The organism is Hyphomonas jannaschiana VP2 (genome assembly GCF_000685215.1).
GTDB classification, from domain to species: domain Bacteria; phylum Pseudomonadota; class Alphaproteobacteria; order Caulobacterales; family Hyphomonadaceae; genus Hyphomonas; species Hyphomonas jannaschiana.
In genome coordinates this window covers 295,627-315,044 of the sequence record NZ_ARYJ01000002.1, presented here as the reverse complement: position 1 = coordinate 315,044, position 19,418 = coordinate 295,627, and the positions used below count along the sequence as shown (strand labels likewise).

The following is a 19,418-nucleotide window of genomic DNA, read 5'->3' as shown; positions in this document are numbered from 1 at the left end:
GCCGGGCGCTATCCGCCGCCTTTTTCCTTTACTTTCAACGGATTGAGAGACACCTATCCAACCGGGTCGCGACACCCGCCATTCTGTGCGGCATGAGCTTTCCTGTCCCGCACCGCACCCAGACCCTGATCCGCCATTGGTGGGAAACGGTGGAAAACGCCGTGACACGCTTGCTGGCGCGCCATGCCCCGGCCGAAGATGCGGCCGAAGGCGCAGAGCCGCTGCGCATGACACGAATGGAAGCCTGGGCGCTGCGCACCGCCATCGGCATTTTCGAGGCGCTGGTGCGCCGCATGCTGGTCATCATGTGCGCCGAACATGGCCCGATGTCGCCGCTGCCGGAGGGCACGAACCTCCTGTTCCGCATCGATGAATGCCCGCCCGTTCCCGTCATCCGGCGTGCGGCGGCGGCCGATCCGGACCACGCCTTCATGCCTCCGCCCGCCGGTCAGCTACCCCGCGATCGGTCCACGGACGGCCTTGTCTCCGCTGAACCGCTGCTGAAACGCCTCGCCGCACTTGCCGATGTCTTCGCGCATGGTGACCTATACCTGCAGGCCATGAGCGCACGGCTTCACGCGCCGCTGAAGCCGCTGCTGGCGCCGCAGCCAAAAGCCTTCACCGATCAGGTCCTCACGCCGGAACAGGCCGGTAACATGCAGCACCTGCACGAGGTCGCCCTGCAGGCGCAGGCCTGCGATACGTCCTGATCAGCCGTCAAACCCCAGTCTGTCCTGCTCCCTCACGCTCATGACGGGAGCCGCACCTGCTGCGTGAAGCGTTTTTCTCAGCACAAGGACGTCCTGGAATTCCTGCCCCGGCTTCGGCCCGCCGCCACTCCAGTGGCCATATTTCACCGGCGGGACGAGTTCCAGCCCGGCCTTCGCCACCCAATCCATGAAGACTGTTTCGTCGAAGGCGATCATCGCCTCCGGCACGTTCAGGTCCCCGACATGGGCAACCTCGCCGAAGGGATGGAATGTCACGAAGGCGGCGCCGCTCTCCGCCGGGCCGCGGCGCTCCGGCGTCATCAGGAAGGCGGTGACATAGGCCCGCCCGCCGGGGCGCAGGCTGCGCCCGATCTCGGCGAGGTAATTCTCGGCATCCGCTGGCAGCAGGTGCGTGAAGACAGACGTGGCGAAGGCAACATCCACGCTGCCGTCGCTGACCGGGAAGCGGTAGCTCTCCGCCCGGGTTTTGGTCTTCTGGCGGTATTCGGTGTTGAACACATCCGCCCGCACGATGCGGAACGGCGCGGCAGCCGGCGGCAAGTGGCGGATCATCCAGGCTAGTCCGCCGGGAGCCACGTCAAATCCGGTATAGCAGCCCTTAGTCGTCAGATAGTCCGCCAGGGCAAACGCAACACGGCCCGTGCCACAGCCAATGTCCAGCACATGGTCGTCCGGCGTCAGGCCCGCCTCATTGACCAGACTGTTCAGGATCGCCCGGCCCACCGTGTGAAATTCACCGCCGCCGACATCATGCAGGCTGGACCAGGGCACCGGCCGCGCGCCCGGCTTCAGGCGGCCCGGCAGGCTCACCAGGTCCCGCCCCAGGCACAGCAGCCGCCGCCGCACCGGGCGCGGCAGAACGCCCGCCGCCACGCGATACCACGGCCTGGAAGTGGGTTGGGTCATGAAACAAGGTCCGGATGGCGAGAATGGGATACGCCGCTTAGCTGGTTAGGGAATCGGCCCCACAGGTCAAGCCTTGCAGCCGCCCCTTACAGCGGTTGGGACCGGAAGCGCTATCTGAGACCGGGTCAAGCCCAGTAACCGCCCATGTCACCCAAATGGTCCAGCAGCACCCAGTCCGGACCATCACGACTGACCCAGGCATCATCAAGTCCGTGCATCGGCAGGTCCAGCGGCAGCCCCTGGGCCGACGGCTCGAAATCGAGCAGGTCAAGCAGCGTCACTGCGCCGCCAGCCGCGGACACATCCCCCTGGCCAAAAGCTTCCGACCCGGCGTTCGGCCCGGCAAGCTGGTCGAAGACGAACATGCTGGCATTCAGCGATTCAACGACAACATTCCGCAGCAGGACATGCACATCCCCCGCTTCCAGCAGCACATCTTGCCCGCTCTGCGTCAGTTGGACCTGAGAAAAGTCCGTCACGCCGGAGCCATGCACAAATTCAATCCGGTCTTCGAAGAAGGCAAAATCGGAGATCGTATCCTGAGCGCTGTCATGTCCGACGACGAAAACGTCCCCGCCCATTCCGCCAATCAGCTTGTCCGATCCTGTTCCGCCCGAAATGTGATCGTCTCCGTCCTGCCCCAGAAGATGGTCCGTCCCTTCTCCGCCAAAGAGCCAGTCACCGCCGCCGCCGGCGAAATAGTAGTCATCGCCGCCATGCCCCCAGAAGGCGTCTCCGGTATCGTGTCCCGTTATATAATCGAAGAAAACAGTTCCATGCGTGGTCTGGGATATATTGCGCGGACCATTTGTGTATCCGAAAGCTTCCGGCGTTATCTCGTCCATCGTCGTTGCGACGAAAGTGATGGTATCACCATTGCCAAGAGTCAGCACGACTGCCGGCTGATTGATCCCACCAATATTCGCGGACGACGAAAACGCCTGCATGTATCGTAGCATTTCATCAAACGTCGCATACGGATTTCCCTCCAGGATGATGTGATCTTCCGTAAAATCAAATCCAAAGATCCGGTCGTTACCGTCTCCCATCCGGTAGTAAATCGTATCAGCCCCGGCTCCGGGCTCATAGTCATCATCCCCAAGACCTCCGTACAGGAAGTCATCGCCATACCACCCGCGCAGGGTGTCATATCCGAAGTTACCAAATATCACGTCACCCCAGACAGTCCCCATTATGTCATCCGAGTTGGGAGACCCGAACACCTCATTAGGTGTATGAATAGAATCCGCGCCATAATCATCGAAATAGGTCGTCGCGGACAGCGTATAGGTTCCCGGCACCCTGTTCGGAACCAGGTTTCCTCCAGCCTCTACGGAAACATAATAGGTGCCTGTTGCATCAAACTGCACAAGCGCCAGATTCACCGTCTGATAGTCTGACGGAATGGTGAGCAACAACTCCCCGCCCGCGTCATATATCTTCAGCTCCGGGTACTGCATACCATAGCCGAACAGGGCCTGGGCGTCGCATTCAAACTGGACAACCTGACCGGCACGCACATCGAGGCTGAACATGTCGACATCGTCATTGGTCTCGATCCAGCTCTGAACGACGCCATCCGCCCCGAGATAACCGGCCGTTTCCGGTGTATCACCATAGTCGTCAGGATTGACTTCCGTTTCCAGCGTATACCCCCCGGTATAGCCAACGTTTCCGCTCAATACGGTTGCCGATAACGTGCCGTTGGTCGACATGAAATACCACGCCTCCGCCACGCCATGCACCACCGACTGCTCATAGCTCAGCAGGACACCCTGACCAGAACTGGCACCAACGACCAGATCCAGAGTCCCGTTCATGGGGCGGTCCAGTGTCAGAGTGACATGAACAAGCTGGTAGTACGACAAATCCAGGGAAAAGATGTCCGAATCCAGAGGCGCCTCAATCTGCCCCTCCACAACTCCATCAATTACAAGGTCGCCGACCGGCGCATTCGCATCCGGGCCCGACGTATAGCTGGACCCCTCCGAGTCAGCATAATCGTCATGATGCGTCCGCGTCTGAATGAAATATGCAGCGCCGCTTCCGACACCATGAACGTCAAGATAATACGTGCCGGATTCAGCGACTGTGAAACTGTCAACAAGGGATCGTGGGTTGGCATGATAAGACGGCATGGCCTTCCCATCTGAATCATACAATTCCATCCCCATACTGACCGCCCCTACATCCGCCGTCAGCGAAACGTACAGGGTTTCACCTGCCTGCAGGGTTACGCGGTACCAGTCATGGTCCTGAGCGTAGTTCTCACTGGTAAAGAAACTTCCTGTATCCCCATTCAGAACCAGCTCGGCAGTCGTCGAAACATTGTCCGCAATGTCAGCCGGTTCAGACCATGCGCGGAGGAAAACATTTGAACGTCCCGTGGATGAGAGGTCGACGAAATAGGTGCCCGCGCGTGCAAAGGTGTAACTGAAATCGCCATCGGCGGTAGCGTCTTGAAGCAGGAGCCCCCCTGCACGCCCGCGCAGGTTCACGCTGAGGTCTTCCAAACTGTAATTGTCCGCATGGAACCAGACCGTCTGCCCGGCCGCAACATCCAGTCTCAGCCAGTCCACATCGGTCTCGCTGCTGATTTCGACCGTCTGCCGCACCCCATTGATCGGAAGCTCCACGGAGGTGTCCATGCCGTCTGAAGCAATGTCTTCTATCGCCTGAAGGGAATACGGCCCATCGGCACTGGCTCCAAAATAGTACGTTCCCCCAGCGGCAAAGTCGTACTCCAGCTGAACCTGTCCGTTTCCATCCAATCCGGAAGAACCGGATGCCATGGCAATGCCATTCTGGTCGTAGAGGGTGAGCGTCGAATTGAACTGGCCGCCGAGATCTACATAGAAGTGCTGTCCGGCCGTTACCTCAAACGCGTACCAGTCCGCATCGCCCGAAAAGTCAGTATCACCCCATACGATGGATCCATCCGACGGCAACACGCCAGCGGTCCCGGGCGTGCCGCCCACTTCGTCCCTGCGGGTGAGCCCCAGGACATATTCCCCCTGGCCACTGTCCAGCCGGTCCGAGGAGGAGAACTCGACATAGTAGCGGCCACTAGTCGCGAAATAGACCTCGTAGTGGTCCCCGCTCGTATACATCCACTCCGGCAACTGGTTGCCGAACCTGTCATAGACTTTGATGTCATAGTTCTGCAGCTCGCCTGCCCGCTGCAGCAAGTCGATCGAATAAAGCTCTCCGGCTTCGGCTCTGAAGGAAAACCAGTCGCTGTCACCATTCCAGTCGAGCGTGCCAGCAGCGAACTGGCCGTCGAGCCCGATCCGTCCTGTCGTCGATGTATCCCCGGCAAAGTCGTCTGCCGGACCTGCATTCCAGGCGGTCTCTTGCCCGATTATTTTCGGAAAAAAATCACCTGTCGGAATGTACGCAGAGGAGGGGGAAAAAGAGACGTCCGGGAAAGCTACGGAAAACTGGTGCCAGAAGGAGTATTTTTCTCCATCCAAGCGAAAATCAACTGCCCGCATTCTGAGCTCCCGCCTACAAGTTGACAGTATTTATCCCACCGCTTCCGGGCCAGCAAGCAAATGTCTCGCTGCCATCCCCTTGCCCCGGCGGGCGACCGCGTTCAGAAAAGGGGCATGTCAGAGACCCCTGCCTCAAACGATCCCGCCCTCAGCGTTTCCGATCTCGCCGCGAGCCTCAAGCGGACGATCGAGACCAATTACGACCATGTGGTCGTGCGCGGTGAACTCGGCCGGGTCACCATCGCCCGCTCCGGCCACATGTATTGCGACCTGAAGGACGACAAGGCCGTACTGAACACGGTGATGTGGAAAGGCCAGGTCGACCGGCTGCCTTTCCGGCCCGAAGAAGGCCTGGAAGTGATCGCCACGGGCAAACTGTCGATCTATGCGGGCCGGTCGAACTATCAGATGATCGCTGCCTCCATGCGGCCTGCGGGCGCCGGGGCGCTGATGGCCCTGCTGGAGGAGCGAAAGAAAAAGCTCGCCGCCGAAGGCCTCTTCGCAGCCGAGCACAAGAAGCGCCTGCCCTTCCTGCCGCGCACCATCGGCGTGGTGACCAGCCCGACCGGCGCCGTGATCCGCGATATTCTGCACCGAATCCGCGACCGCTTCCCAGTGCGCGTGATCGTGTGGCCTGCGCTGGTTCAGGGCGACCAGGCCGCCGCGCAGATCACTGCAGGTATCAAGGGCTTCAACGCCATGACCGGCGCTGACCGCCCAGACGTGCTGATCGTCGCCCGCGGTGGCGGCTCCATCGAGGACCTCTGGCCGTTCAATGAAGAGAACGTCGTCCGCGCCGCCTTCGACAGCGAGATCCCGCTGATCTCCGCCGTTGGCCACGAGACCGACACGACGCTGATCGACTATGTCTCCGACGCCCGCGCCCCGACGCCGACCGGCGCTGCCGAGATCGCCGTGCCCGTGCGCCAAGAATTGTTGCTGCAGACCGGCGAAGCCAGCGAACGCCTGAAGCGCGCCCTCGCCCGCCGCACCGGACAGGCGAAGGACAAGCTGAACGCGGCCCGCCTGCCGCGCCCGGAAAGCCTGCTGCAGACCAAGCGCCAGCGGCTGGACTATGCCGCCGCGACCCTGCCGCGCGCCGCCCTCGCCCTGACGCAGAAAGCGCGCGTCCACCTCTCGCGCCTGACCATCAGCCCGGCCAGCCTGCGCAGCGAAATCCGCACCTCGAAACAGCGCCTGCGCGACGTCGCCGTGCGCGCTCGGCCCGCGCTGAACCGTCTGATGCAGCAGCGTGAAACCGCCCTCGCCGCGCAAGGCAAGCTGCTCGAAACGCTGTCATACCAATCGACGCTGAAGCGCGGCTATGCGCTGGTGCGCGACGATGCCGGCAAGCTCGTCCGCTCCGCCGGCCCGGCCGCAAACGCCGCCAGCCTGAAGATCAGTTTCGCAGATGGGGATGTGACCGCTATCCCGAGCGGGTCACCCGGATCCCCCCCGGCGCCTGCCTCAAAACCGGCCAAAGCGAAACCAAAAGGCCAGCAGGGCTCACTTTTCTAGGCCGTCTCCGCCTACGGATAAATACGGCCTTGCCATCCACGGCAGGACTCGCTACCCGCCCCCTCATGCACAAACACGCGATCACCGTTCAGCAACAGACCCGGCTCATCCAGCCGGCGCGTGCTTGTGCCTGGCGACTGCCTGACTGACCCCACGCGTCAGACAAGCACTCGACCGAACAAGCCCCGCCACCCGGCGGGGCTTTTGTTTTGGCCCCGCCACAAACTGAAGGACTGAGACAATGAGTTTTAAAACCGATGACGACATCGCGGAATTGCTGGAAGGCTTCCGCAGCCGCAGCCTGCCAAAGGAGAAATGGACCCATGCCGCGCACTGGGCGGCCGCCCTTGGCCTGATCGCTGAGGATGCGGCATCGGCCCACCGTGACATGCCCGGCATGATCCGCGCCTATAATGAATCCGTCGGCGGCCGGAACACAGAGACAGAAGGCTATCACGAGACGATCACCATCGCCTCGCTGAAAGCGGCCGAGCACGCCTGGCGCACAGCACCGGACGGCACGCCGCTGCATACCGTCCTGTCTGGACTGCTGGCTGGCCCCTGCGGAAAGCCGGACTGGATTTTCAGGTATTGGCACCGCGACACGCTGTTCAGCGCAAGAGCCCGCCGCGAATGGGTCGAGCCAGACATATGCACCTTGCCCTTTTAGGGCAGGTGCATATGGCTGACAGGACCGTTCCGGTGCCGGGACGGTCCTGTCAGCTTAGCCCTTGATGTCTTCTTCCAGCACGGTCATCTGGAACTGGTAGGACGTCTCGCCCTCGTCGACATCCTTGTAGACCACAGCGATGAACTCGGCGCCGAGATAGACTTCGACGGAATCGTCGGTCTTGTCGCGCGGCAGCAGGCGCAGGCCGGGGTTCAGCTTTTCCTTGAGATAGGCCTCAAGGCGGAGCGTTTCTTCGCGGTTCATGATCGGTGTCCTTTTCTTGCGAGGCGCAACCTAGTTGGTTTCGCTTGCGGTTCAACAGCAAGGCTGCATCAAATCCCGCCCGATTCCACAAGGCAATGCGCGGCCAGCTCGTCGACATCGTCGGAATAGGCTTGCGGCAACAGGCGCATCAACTCCGCTTTGTCGATCTGGCCGCAATCCATCAGCGACAGCACCATGGCGGTATCGTTCTGAATACGCCGCATCTCCTGCACCGCTTCGCGGCTGGCCCCGGCCCGCTTCAGCGCCTGCTCGTTTTCGCGCGCGGCAATGTTCCGCACGGTCAGGTTCCAGGCGAGCGGCAGGATATGATCGATATTCTCGGTGTGGGAAAGCGCGGCCGGCCAGTCCTGTTCGAGGATATAGATGAACCCCATGTTTTCTTCCGTATACGCCACCCCGACCCGGGTGGATCCACGGTCGGCGCGGATCTTGGCCGCGATCCGGAGCTCCGACAGGGCCTCCTGCAGGGCGAGATTGCGGTCACGATCTTCCGGCAGCTGCGATTGAGCGGCCAGCGCGATCAGCGTCGTGCCGACGCCATGGTGCGCCATCTGGGACTGTTCCAGCGTGATGTCTTCCGGGTCGGCCTCCATCAGCTTCGCCGCCTGGCTGAACGCATTATAGGCCAGCAGCGCATCGCCGCGCTTGCGCAGGCACTGGCCTTTCCAGAGCAGCAGCATCGGCTCGTTCAGGCCGCGGGCCACAGCCTGGTTCACATAATCCACCACGGTGGAGCAGCCCCGGTTCCAGCCGAGGGAATTGCCGTCTGCCTTGCGGTATTCCAGCATGGCGAGCCCAGCGGCACCGATCGCCTGATCCGGCAGGGCGGCGCTGTCGTCCAGCAGGCTCTGGAACTCGCTGCGCACCGTCGCGGACTCGACCTGCCCACCCCAATCGTCCAGCGCAGCCTGCATCAGTACGCGCTCACCATTTGTCAGCAGGCTGACACTGCCGCTCTGATCGGTACGAAGCACCATAGCGACCACCTGGGAGGTCACCTCATTCATCGTCTTGCCGAGGATGTGCCCGCGCGCAATCGAAACGGCGCGGTCCTTGTAGGAGGCGATCTGCCCCGGCGAGCCAGCCTGTTGCAGCTCGCGCGACAGTTCAGCCTGCCGGCGGGCGGCCTCGTTCTCTTCGCGGATGGCCACGAGCTGGGCCTGCGTCGACTCTCTCTGGCGGCTGGCCTCCCCGGCGACGATACGCAGGTTCACCTCATTCAGCTGCGCCTGCCGGGCATATTCGGCGCGCAGGCCCTGAAGCTCGAAATAGAAATAGATCACACTGCCGACAGCGATCACCGCAGCGGTCGCCAGCAATGCCGACAGCGCCCGCACGAGAAAGCGGAAGGATTGTTGCTCCCCCTGCAGTTCCATCAACAGGTCGAGCGATGTGACCGGTGATGGTTTCGTGTTCTCTTCGCTGCTCACCACTCTGTACCCCCAGCATCCTTCAGCTTGGTCCCGCGCCAGACATTCGCACCAAACATCGGCTCCAGTAGAAGGCGCAGGCCGGTTTCCTCTTCATTTTCCCGCAGGAACGCTTCCGCGATCAGTAGCTTGATCCGCGTCTGGCGCATCCGCCACATTCTGAGGGCCGCGCCGATCGCCGTGGCGACAAAGAAGTTCGACGCGCCGAGAATGCGTTCAGGATTGTTCGAGAAGACCCTCTCGCCGACAGGCAGCGGATAGTGTCCGAACAGCGTCAGCAGGAATATGCTGAAGGCGCCCAGTGCCGCCAGCATCGCCCCGATCAGAATTGTCCGGTTCAGCCGGGACTGGTTTTTCAACTCGTCCCGGTGATGGCTGATCAGGGGGCTGATGGACTGGATCATGACGGGTCGGGATCCCTCGCCACGCGGAAGCCGATGGCATCGTCCCGGCCGCTGGAGGGGAACGCGTCCCGCACGGCGGAGCGGACATAGGACGGGATCTTTTCCCAGCCGCCGCCGCGCACGACTCGGGAACATTTCTCCGCGCCCTGTTCTGCCGCGGCATCACCATAGCGGCCCATATAATCGTGGAACCAGCAATCGGCGACCCATTCGGCGGCATTTCCGTGCATGTCGTAGAGGCCGAATGCGTTCGGCGGATAGGCCCCGGCCGGCATGGGCTGGCGCGGCCAGCTTCCTTTCGGCCCGCCATTGTACTGGCGCCCGCCGGCATTGAAGTTCGCGTCCTTGTCAGTGAGGTAGTCACCGGTGTTGAACGCAGTCGTGGTACCTGCACGGGCCGCATATTCCCATTCGGCTTCGTTCAGCAGGCGATAGGGTTCGCCCTCCACCTGTTCGTTCAGCCAGCGGACATAGTCCATCGCCTCCCACCAGGTGATGTTGACCACCGGCATGGCGCCGCGCTTCCAGCGGTCTGACCGTGTTTCGGCCTTCGCCTTGTTCCCGGCACAGCCGCCTGCCACGATGCAAGCGTCCAGGTCGTCCCAGGTAATCTCGTTCTCTGAGGCGGCAAATGTCGCGACCTGTGGCTGCCATTGCGGGCCTTCGGTCTCCTTACGCTCGGGCTCTGTGTCCGGGGAGCCCATCAGGAATGTGCCGGCCGGAATGGCGACCATTTGCGGGCAATCCGTGCAGTCACTGAACTTGCGCGCCTCGACCGGGCCGCCATTGGCCGCTGCCGCAAAAGCGGCCTGACGCACCAGTGTGGAGACGGTGCCTGCTACAGGCGATGCGGCCGGGTCCGCAACAGGCGTCTCACCGGTCGATGCGGTGGAACGCGTCCCCGCTGGCAGGCGAGTGGAAAGGACCGAGTCCGAAATCACCGTGGGTGCAGGCGCCGGGGCGCCGCTGCAGCCTGCAAAGCAGAAATCGGCCCCCGTCAGGCCGGAATTGTAGAATGGCGTCTGCAGCCCGCCGGTCGCGGCATTCACATTGTCTGCCACCCGCTTGAACACCTGTTCGGCGATCAGGTTCTGTTGCTTCAGCGTCTGCGCCAGTGCCAGCGCGAAGGCGGAATTCGTGCCGTCCCCGTCATAGGCGACATAGCCGGGCGCCGTGGAATAGGAGATCAGCAGGCCGCGCGCGGGCTTCACTTCAGCCAAACCGCCGCCTGTGCTGCGCGTGGCACTGGGCAGCGGATTGTCCCGGCAGGCATCGAGGATCACGAAGTTCACCGCATTGCCCGCATCCTCAACATAGCGCAGCGCGTCGCCGAGGCGCGGCGCCTGACGCCAGATGTCCTGTTCGGACCGGGCATTGGCATCCACCGGCACCAGATAGTTCAGCCCCTGCGACTGCACACCGTGTCCGGCGTAATAGATTACACCCACCGCCTGCGTGCCGCCAGCCTTCAGACGGGCGCCATGGGCGGCGAACGCCTCCTCCATCCGGTCTTCCCCGGCATTGAGGACGAGATCGACCTGAAAGCCGACCTCCGCCAGCGTTTCGGCCATCAGCTGGGCATCATTTGCGGGATTGGCGAGCTGCCATCCGCGTTGCTGATAGTCAGAATTTCCGATGACCAGCGCATAGCGCGCAGGCTGAACCGCCTGAGCCTGAGCGGCCAGCACGGCAAAAAAACCTGCAATTCCAAGCAGGAATAGGCGAAGCATGGCACGTGTCCCCTTCCCTTGAGATCGTCACCTTCATCCCCAGCACTCAATGCTACCCTAACCGCAATTCGGCGGAAGGGAAAAGGGGAAGATAAAGACGTTCCGGGAAGCGTTGATCAGCCGGCGGGATGTTTTGCGGAGGTTGGCAATTTGGCGAGTTCCTTGGCCTGCTTGACCCATTCATCCCGCTCGATCCGGCCCTTGAAATGTTCCAGCTTGTTGTCGACCCATTCGATCTCTGCCGGGCCCCATTCGGCGACCTGCCAGAAATAATAGACGCCGATCTCGTTCAGCAGCTCGCCCAGCATCGGGCCGATGCCGTTGATCTCCTCGAGGTCGTCCTCATTGCCGAAGGCCGGCTCGACCAGCAGGTTCGCCTTGTCGCCGGGGCGTAGGGCGATTTCCAGCGGATGACCGGTTGGTTCCGGCGCAGGCTCAGCCTCAGGGGCCGGTTCCGGCTCGGCCGGGCGTTGCGGCGGCGGAGCCTTCGGGAACACCTGATCGATCGTCGCAAAGGACTGGGGCTCCGGCCGCAACGGCGGGGCGGCCGGCTGGCGGTAGACATACTCGCCCTCCCCGCGCAGATGGCCGAAATCCCGCGCGCGCAGGATATGGTTCAGCGCGGCCAGCGTGTACTCGATCGAGGCAAGGCGGCTGTCGACGCTGCCCATGTCCAGCCGGGCATCCAGCTTGCGCATGGAGGAGAGCACCGGCGACAGGTCCGGCTCGCGCAGGGCCAGCATGGAGTCCTGCAGTGCCGCCAGGCGGCGCTCCATCGGGCCAAAGTCTGGCAGGGACTGCATCTCCACCCGCAGCGAGGCGAGCGCGCTTTCGACACTGCCGAGGCGCGTCTGGATCGGCGTCAGGTCCACGCCGGACCGGGCCAGCATCGACACCGTGTGTTCCACACCCGACAGTTTGGAATGCAGCGACGCACTGCCGCCCTCAATGTCGGCCAGCTTGGTGTGCATCACGCGCATGTCGTCGGACGGCGCACGGAGAATGCCTTCGATGTTGCGGAACTCGTTGACCAGCGGTGTGAAGTCGGTTTCCGGCAGGTCGATGTTTGCAATGCTTTCCTCGATCTTTGCCAGGCGCTCCTTCACCGAGTCGAGGTCCGGCACGCGCAGGCCCGCCAGCGACGAGGACAGCGTCGACATGCGGATCATCAGCTCCTCAATGTCGGCCTTGCGGGCCGTGTCGATCCGGTCGGCGAATTCGGCCAGCCGCGCTTCCATGGCGGCCATGTGCGTGCGCACCGGCTCAAAGTCCACGGCCGGGAACTCCTGATTTTCGATGGCGAGTTCCAGCCGGGCAAGACCGGAATGTACCGGGCCGAGATCCACCTCCGGCATGGTCAGGTTACGGACCAGCTCTTCCAGCTGGGACAGCCGGATCTCGACCGGGTCGAGGTCTGTGTTCTGCAGGCTGGCCACTTCGTTCGAGACCGAGACCAGCATGCTTTCGATTTCGGACAGCCGGCCAGCGACGCCTTCCAGCGCATCATCCGGCTGCTGCATCAGCGTTTCCATCCGGCCAAGCCGGCCTTCCAGTCCGCCCATGCCGGTTTCGCGCACTTCGGTCAGCAGGCCGCGCATCTCGGTGAAACGGTCATTGATCGCACCGAGACCGGCGCTGCCGGTCAGCGACAGGGCGCTCTCGATCTTCGCAAGCCGCTCATGGACGGGCGACAGGTCCGGCGGGGCGAGGCTGGCAAGGCGCTCTGTCAGCTCCGCCTTCAGGTCTTCCTTCGTCACCGGCTGGGGCTGTTCCTTCGCCGCCGCGGTCACGAGTTCCTCGTGATAGACAGTGACATCCTCGTAGTTCCGGCGGAACCACCACCAGGCAAGGCCCGCCCCGCACAAGGCGGCGAGGACCATCAGCAGGAAAATCTGGAGCAGCAGGAACAGCATGGGTGTTACTCTTGGCGGGGGCGGACGCCCCCAGTTGGGTTAATACTCATTCGGACGCCCGCACGACGCGGATCTCAATCCGGCGGTTGCGCGCGCGCCCCTCCGGTGTGGTGTTTCCGGCGACCGGCCGCGACGCGCCATAGCCTTCGGCGATCAGGCGCTCCGGGTCGACCTCACGGGCGACAAGTGCATTACGGACGGCGAGCGCGCGGTTGCGGCTCAGCACTTCATTCTCATCTTCCGGGCCGGTGGAATCGGTGTGGCCTTCGATGCGCAGCGTACCGGGGCAGGTCTTCACCGCTGCCGCGACCGCGTCCAGCAGCGCATTGCTTGAAGCATCGATCACCGCACTGGAGGAATCAAACTCGATCCGCGCATCCTTCAGTAAATCGGTAAGTTCCGCCTCACAGCTGATGACCGCATCATGCGGCAGGATGTCGATCCGCCCCACCGTGCCGAGCGGCATGGACGCGACCGCCTCGCGGCGTACGGCGTCGGCCTCCGTGTCCGGCAGTTCACAGCGCAGATTGAACCGTCCGCGTTCGAACCCTGCCTGCCCGGTATCGCACTGGGCGATCGTGTTCACGCCGCGCATCGCGACCTGGACATAGCCTTCCGGTGCCTCCAGCCCGGCAATGTCGAGATAGTCGTTCACGCCTGTGATGCGTGGCGGATAGATCTTGTTGAAGGCATGGCGCACGACCGCATCCTTCGTTTCCTGGTCCGGCATCGTGCCGTTCAGCGTCAGGATGCCGTGGGTCAGCGTGAAGGTCCAGGACGGGGCAGCGACCGCAATATCGGTCACGCCCTGCAGCGGCGTGACAGGCGGCGGCGTGGCGGCCTCTGTCTCATCCGGCTCGGGCTGGCTGCCATACGGGCCTTGCGGCACCGTCACGCGGGTCGCCGGGCGGGCAAGGCCGAAGGGCGTACCGGAGGCAGCTCTTTTTGCGATCAGGCGCGCCTTGTGCGCCTCGGCGCCGGAGGGCGCATCACCAGTGATCGTGACCGATTGTCCGCTGACGGACGTCTTGGCCCAGTCAACGCCATTGGCCGCCAATGCCTCCGTCACGGCCCGCTTCGTGGCCCCCTGCACGCCGAAGGCAAATGGCCCCAGCGCAATCAGGAACAGAAGGCCGAGCCCCACCAGCGGAACAAGACCGAACGGCATGAAAGGCAGGTGATCCTCGGAACGGGCAATGCGGCGCGAACGCATGACGCGCGCCTCTTCTTCCCCGTCGACGGTTTCATGGCTCACCCGACCGCCTCCTTCTGACGCGGAAGTATTTTCGAAAACATGCAGATTTTCAGTGAGGTAAATTTAGACGAAACGCCAATGAGCAACAATATTAGCAAGCATAAAGGGGGCCCGATGTGGAAAGAAAATGCGCCGGCCCGGTATTTATTCGTGCGACATACGAATTTCACTGAACAAGAGTCCCGCCGCGAGGGAAATCCCGCCGCGTCCCGGCCGGCCGCATCGCGGTGTCAGTCAGGCACAAAACTCGCATTCTTCCCCGGAATCGTCCCGTCCGGAGAATGGAGAAAAGAATCGTGGGATTGCGCTATCGCGTGAAACACCTGGTTTCCAGGCTGGGCTATGAGCTGGTGGAAGCCCGGCGCCAGATGCCGCCACCGGCAGCGCCTGTGCCGCTCGACATGCCGGCCAACCTGATCGCGCTCGATTCTGCCGAAGGTCTGCAGCGCCTGCGCGAGGCCGACGCGATTGCCGATTATGTCCCGCTCAGCATGCACTTCGTCACCCAGGACACGCCCACTTTCTGCGGCCCGGCCAGTATGAGCATGGTGCTAAACGCGCTGGGCATCGCCCGTCCGGGCACATCGCATTCAGACCAGCACGGCCTGTTCGACCAGAACAATATCTTCACGCGCCAGACGCACAGCATCACTCCGCGCTCGGAAATCCGCCGTTCGGGTACGCCGCTCTCCACGCTCGGCCGGTTCTTTGAGACGCACGGCGTCGACGCGAAGACGGTCTATGCCAGCACGGTCACGGCTGATGTGTTCCGCGATACGGCCCGCCGGGTTCTGCAGACCCCGGCCGAATACCTTGTGGTGAACTATAACCGCGCCGAAGTCGGCCAGCTGTCCGGAGGTCATATCTCTCCGGTCGCCGCCTATCATTCGGACTCGGACATGTTCCTGATCCTGGATGTGTCGCGCTACAAATACCCGCCGTTCTGGATCACGGCGGAGGATTTGTTCCGTGCCATGAATGTGAAGACCGGTGCAGGCATCACGCATGGCTACGTCATCGTCGGCAGGAAGCTGAACTAGGCTCGTACGTGTCTCAGCTGTCGGCAGCGTCCGGCAGAGACTGGTCCATCGTTTTCGCCGGCTGGCAGCAGGACGGGCCGGACACGATCTTCGCCGGAACCCCTGCCACGGTACAATGGGCCGGCACATCCTTCAGAACGACAGAGCCGGCGGCGATCTTGGCTTCGTCTCCGATCTGGATATTGCCCAGAACTTTCGCGCCGACCGAAACCAGCACGCCGCGCCCGATTTTCGGGTGACGGTCGCCGACTTCCTTGCCGGTGCCGCCCAGCGTCACGCCCTGCAGGATGGAACAGCCATCGCCGACCACGGTCGTCTCACCGATGGTGATGTCGGTCGCATGGTCGAGCATCACGCCGCGGCCGATGCGGGCCGCCGGGTGGATGTCGACGCCGAACAGTTCAGACGCGCGGGACTGGAAATGGAAGGCCAGTGTTTCGCGGCCTTCACGCCACAGCACGTTGGCGATGCGGTGCGTCTGCAGGGCCTGGAAGCCCTTGAAGAACAGGAAGGGCTGCAGCAGGCCGCGGCAGGCCGGGTCGCGCTCCAGAACGGCCATCATGTCCGCCTCAGCCTTGTCGACGAGTTCGTCATGGGACTCGCAGGCATCGCACAGGATGTCCCGCACTTGCTGGGTGCCGATGGTGGAGTCGCCAATCTTCTCGGCCAGGTGATACGCCAGCGCATCGCAGAGAGAGTCATGGGCCAGGATCGCGGCATTGATATAGCCGGCCAGCGAGGGCTCATCTGCTGCCGCAGCTGCAGCTTCGAAGCGCAGGCGCTTCCAGGCGGGCGGCGGGGCGCCGATGTCGGGATTCTCTGGCATGTCTGCTTCCCTCTTGCTCAGGGTGTGGAACTCACATGGGGCAGCCTGACGCAGGCATCAAGCCCCGGCGCGCTCACAATTGGGTCATTCGCCGGATGTCTCCGGCAAAGCGGGCCGGTAGCCGAACAGGCGGCGGACGGGTTTGTAGGTCATGATCCGGAAGATTGCGGGCGTGAAATACAGCGACAGCAAGGCCGATCCGGCGACGCCGCCAGAGATGCCCGCCGCCAGCGGCAGCCAGAAATTGTCCCCCGACAGGAGGATCGGGATGAAGCCGCCCATCGTGGTCAGCGTGGTCGCCACGATATGGCGCGTGGCATCCACAACGATCTCGCGCTGGCGGATCACATCATCGGCCATCGCCCACGGGTCGGCCTTCAGCAGGCTCAGCACCACGATCGACGAGTTGATGGAGATGCCGAGCAGGCCAAGGCTGCCGACAATCGCGTTGAAGCCCATGGGCAGGTTGAACAGCCACACGCCGAAGAAGGCGAGCCCGATGGACAGGAAGCCCGTCACCAGGATCAGCACCATCATCCGGAAGGAGTTGAACACCAGCATGATCGCCCCGGCCATGACCAGGATCAGCGGCACGCCGACGCTGGCAAGGTCGGTCACCGCCTCGGACGAGTTCTCCGCCTCCCCGCCGATCACGACACTGTAGCCCGCCGGCACGGTGAAGCCGGTCGCGTCGAGCCGCGCCTGATAGTCAGCCAGCACCGGCGCCGGGATCGTGTAGGGCTCCAGATAGGCGAGGATCTGGTTCATCCGCTGGCCGTCCCAGCGTGTGATCACCGCCGTCTCCGGATCGAGCGACAACTGACCCAGCGCCGACAGGGGCGTGCCGCCGGAGCCCGAGCCGACTGTGGCGGAGCGCAAATTCGACAGCTCCCGCCGGCGGCTGTCCGGCGCGATCACCATGACGGGCAGTTCCTCCGTGCCTTCCAGCACGGAACCCGCCTGCACGCCTTCCAGCTCGGCATTGAGATCGGCGGCGAGGTCCGTCAGGCGTTCGCCCGTCAGCGCCGCTGCGGTCTCGTCGGCATCGAGCTTCATGGTCGGCGCACCGAGTTGCAGCGAGGCGACCGTGTAGGTCACGCCCGGCGTCTGGGCGAGTACCGCGCGCGTCTCGTTGCCAAGCCGGTTCAGTGTTTCGAAATCATCGCCAAGAATGCGGAACTCCACCGGCGCATCGGCGGGCGGGCCTTGTTCGTAGGGCAGCGCCAGGAAGCGCGCAGACGGGAACTCTGCCCGCACCATACGCTGCACGTCTGCGACGATCTGGCGTGTACGGAGATTGTTATCCAGCTGTACCCAGCCGGAGGCCAGCCCCTCGACGCCGCGCGTATTGTTGATGGCATTGTAATAGACACGCGGGGCCGGTTCCCCGAGCACCCAGGTCACATCCTTCACGCCTTCGATGGACCGGATCAGCTCGGTCGCCCGCCGGGTCGCGGCTTCGGTATCGGCGAGGCTCGCCTCAGGTGGCAGTTCCAGGGTCAGCTGGAACTGGTCGCGCTCGGTCTGGGGGAAGAACTGGTTGGGCAACTGACCGGCCAGCCAGAAACCCAGGATCGCCGGAGCGATGCCCAGCACGATGCCCAGTGGCGGGAAGCGCAGTACCGCCTCCACCGTCGCGCGGTATCCGTCCGAGACAAAATCAATGGTCAGGCCGTCCCGCCACCAGCGGCGCGGGCGGGTGGCCTCGCCGCGTTCCCAGCCGCGCGTCCGGTCGAACCAGCCCGCCATGGCCGGGATGACCGTCATGGAAATGAAGAAGGAGGAGCAGATCGCGAACACGACCGACAGGCCGATCATGCCGATGAACTCCCCCGCCCCGCCGGGCAGCATCGCAATCGGGGCGAAGGCCAGCGCCGTGGTCAGAGTCGAGGCACCGAGCGGGGCGAAAAGATGTTTCAGGCTGCGCTCAATCGCGTCCAGACGGTTCAGTCCGCGCACGCGCCACTGGTCGAAATCGTCCACCACCACGATCGCATTGTCGATCAGCAGGCCGAGCGAAATGACGAGTCCCGTCACCGACATCTGGTGCAGCGGATGGCCGAACACCTTGAACAGGATCAGCACAAGCGCCACGGTCAGCGGTAGCGCTGCGCCCACCACCAGCGCCGAGCGCCAGCCCATGGTCAGGAACAGGACGCAGAAGACGATCAGCGCCGAAATCAGCAGGTTCTGCGCGAGGCCGTTGAGACGCGCATTGGTGTATTTGCTCTGGTCGAAAATCGTCCGGATGGAGAGGCCCGGCGGCGTGTCGCGGGCGAAGTCCTCCACGACGGCATGCGCCGTGTCTGCCCATTTGTCGACGCGCTGGCCCGGCGAGATATAGACGCCGATCAGGATGGCCCGCGCGCCATTCTCAAAGGCCATGTTCACAGGCGGATCCGCCAGCCCCTTGCGGACATCGGCAATGTCGCCAAGACGCACCGCCGTGCCGTCGCCGCGCTGAATGATGGGCACAGACCGCACGCGGGAAATGGAGTCGAATTCGCCGCCGATCTGGAAGCCGACATTGCCGCCTTCTGCCCTCAGGCGCCCGGCCGGAGCCTTGGAATCCCCTGCGGCCAGCGCCGCCGCGGCCTGCCGGAAAGACAGGCCCGTCGCCGCCAGCGCGTCCGGATCCATGACCACGCGTACCTCTTCCGATGGCAAGCCATAGGTCTCGGTCAGCTCCGTACCCGGAAGGCGTTCGAACCGGTCCTGCAGGTCCAGCGCGAGACGTCGCATCACAGCCAGCGGCGGCGCGTCCTCGCTCTCCCAGCGGATGCCGACCACCAGCGTGGCAGCGCCGACATATTGCTGCGTCACTTCCGGTACGGAGACACCGGGCGGAAACTCCGCCTGCGCCTGGCTCACCTTCTGGCGCACCAGCGTCCAGGCATTGTCTACTTCGGTGGCATCGAGATCGTCGCGAATGTTCAGCGAGATCTGACTCACCCCGGCGCGGGAGGACGATTGAATTTCATCCACTTCCGGCAATTCCATCAGCGCCGATTCCAGCGGTTCGGTCACCAGCGCTTCCATCCGCTCGGCATCGGCGCCGGGCAGGAAGGCAACGACAGAGCCATAGCGCTCAATCAGCGTCGGGTCTTCCTGACGGCCCAGCGTCAGCATCGATCCCAGACCGCCGATCATCATGATCAGCATGGCCAGCGCCGTCAGGCGCGGCAGGCGGTAAAAGAGGCTGAGCGCTTTGGTCAT

General features: G+C 63.3%; 14 protein-coding genes. 4 read left to right on the top strand and 10 right to left on the bottom strand.

What is annotated here, in order from left to right:
- The first annotated feature begins 92 nt into the window (after positions 1–92).
- Positions 93–710 (top strand): hypothetical protein, encoded by a 618-nt coding sequence (locus HJA_RS04265; RefSeq protein WP_035578597.1) that lies wholly within the window; start codon positions 93–95, stop codon positions 708–710.
- Here the strand turns inward: HJA_RS04265 and HJA_RS17860 are convergent, their stop codons facing one another.
- Together HJA_RS17860 and HJA_RS04255 are read right to left on the bottom strand one after the other, a co-directional pair.
- Positions 711–1,637: a methyltransferase domain-containing protein gene (locus tag HJA_RS17860; RefSeq protein WP_081814517.1), complete on the bottom strand. Its 927-nt coding sequence runs from the start codon at positions 1,635–1,637 to the stop codon at positions 711–713.
- 125 nt (positions 1,638–1,762) lie between these two features.
- Positions 1,763–5,131, bottom strand: a complete 3,369-nt coding sequence (locus HJA_RS04255) for a pre-peptidase C-terminal domain-containing protein (protein ID WP_081814516.1) — start codon at positions 5,129–5,131, stop codon at positions 1,763–1,765.
- Between the two features lie 114 nt (positions 5,132–5,245).
- Between HJA_RS04255 and xseA the strand changes: the two genes are divergently transcribed.
- Positions 5,246–6,649: an exodeoxyribonuclease VII large subunit gene (xseA, locus tag HJA_RS04250; protein WP_035578593.1), complete on the top strand. Its 1,404-nt coding sequence runs from the start codon at positions 5,246–5,248 to the stop codon at positions 6,647–6,649.
- 241 nt (positions 6,650–6,890) lie between these two features.
- Positions 6,891–7,319 carry a hypothetical protein gene (locus HJA_RS04245; RefSeq protein WP_035578591.1) on the top strand — a complete coding sequence of 143 codons (429 nt, stop codon included), beginning with the start codon at positions 6,891–6,893 and terminating at the stop codon, positions 7,317–7,319.
- Positions 7,320–7,373: 54 nt separating this feature from the next.
- Here the strand turns inward: HJA_RS04245 and HJA_RS04240 are convergent, their stop codons facing one another.
- The 6 genes from HJA_RS04240 to HJA_RS17845 all read right to left on the bottom strand — a co-directional run bounded on the left by HJA_RS04240 (position 7,374) and on the right by HJA_RS17845 (position 14,336).
- On the bottom strand, positions 7,374–7,583 hold the full coding sequence (locus HJA_RS04240) for a DUF3126 family protein (RefSeq protein ID WP_035578589.1): 210 nt from the start codon (positions 7,581–7,583) through the stop codon (positions 7,374–7,376).
- Positions 7,584–7,651: 68 nt separating this feature from the next.
- Entirely contained in the window at positions 7,652–9,034 is a 1,383-nt protein-coding gene (locus HJA_RS04235) for a hypothetical protein (protein WP_155839858.1), read from the bottom strand.
- On the bottom strand, positions 9,031–9,438 hold the full coding sequence (locus HJA_RS04230) for a hypothetical protein (RefSeq protein WP_035578585.1): 408 nt from the start codon (positions 9,436–9,438) through the stop codon (positions 9,031–9,033). Before HJA_RS04230 ends, HJA_RS04235 begins: the two co-directional genes overlap by 4 nt.
- A complete protein-coding gene (locus HJA_RS17855) occupies positions 9,435–11,168 on the bottom strand; it encodes an SUMF1/EgtB/PvdO family nonheme iron enzyme (protein WP_051597347.1) in 1,734 nt (577 codons plus the stop codon). Before HJA_RS17855 ends, HJA_RS04230 begins: the two co-directional genes overlap by 4 nt.
- A 116-nt stretch (positions 11,169–11,284) precedes the next feature.
- Entirely contained in the window at positions 11,285–13,081 is a 1,797-nt protein-coding gene (locus tag HJA_RS17850) for a hypothetical protein (RefSeq protein ID WP_051597346.1), read from the bottom strand.
- 46 nt (positions 13,082–13,127) lie between these two features.
- Entirely contained in the window at positions 13,128–14,336 is a 1,209-nt protein-coding gene (locus HJA_RS17845) for an OmpA family protein (RefSeq protein ID WP_051597345.1), read from the bottom strand.
- 296 nt (positions 14,337–14,632) lie between these two features.
- Here HJA_RS17845 and HJA_RS04210 point away from each other — a divergent pair, with 296 nt between their 5' ends.
- Positions 14,633–15,376: a phytochelatin synthase family protein gene (locus tag HJA_RS04210; protein WP_162177029.1), complete on the top strand. Its 744-nt coding sequence runs from the start codon at positions 14,633–14,635 to the stop codon at positions 15,374–15,376.
- A gap of 13 nt (positions 15,377–15,389) precedes the next feature.
- Here HJA_RS04210 and cysE read toward each other — a convergent pair whose 3' ends face one another.
- Positions 15,390–16,202 carry a serine O-acetyltransferase gene (cysE, locus tag HJA_RS04205; protein ID WP_035578583.1) on the bottom strand — a complete coding sequence of 271 codons (813 nt, stop codon included), beginning with the start codon at positions 16,200–16,202 and terminating at the stop codon, positions 15,390–15,392.
- An 84-nt stretch (positions 16,203–16,286) separates the two neighbouring features.
- Positions 16,287–19,418 (bottom strand): efflux RND transporter permease subunit, encoded by a 3,132-nt coding sequence (locus HJA_RS04200; RefSeq protein ID WP_035578581.1) that lies wholly within the window; start codon positions 19,416–19,418, stop codon positions 16,287–16,289.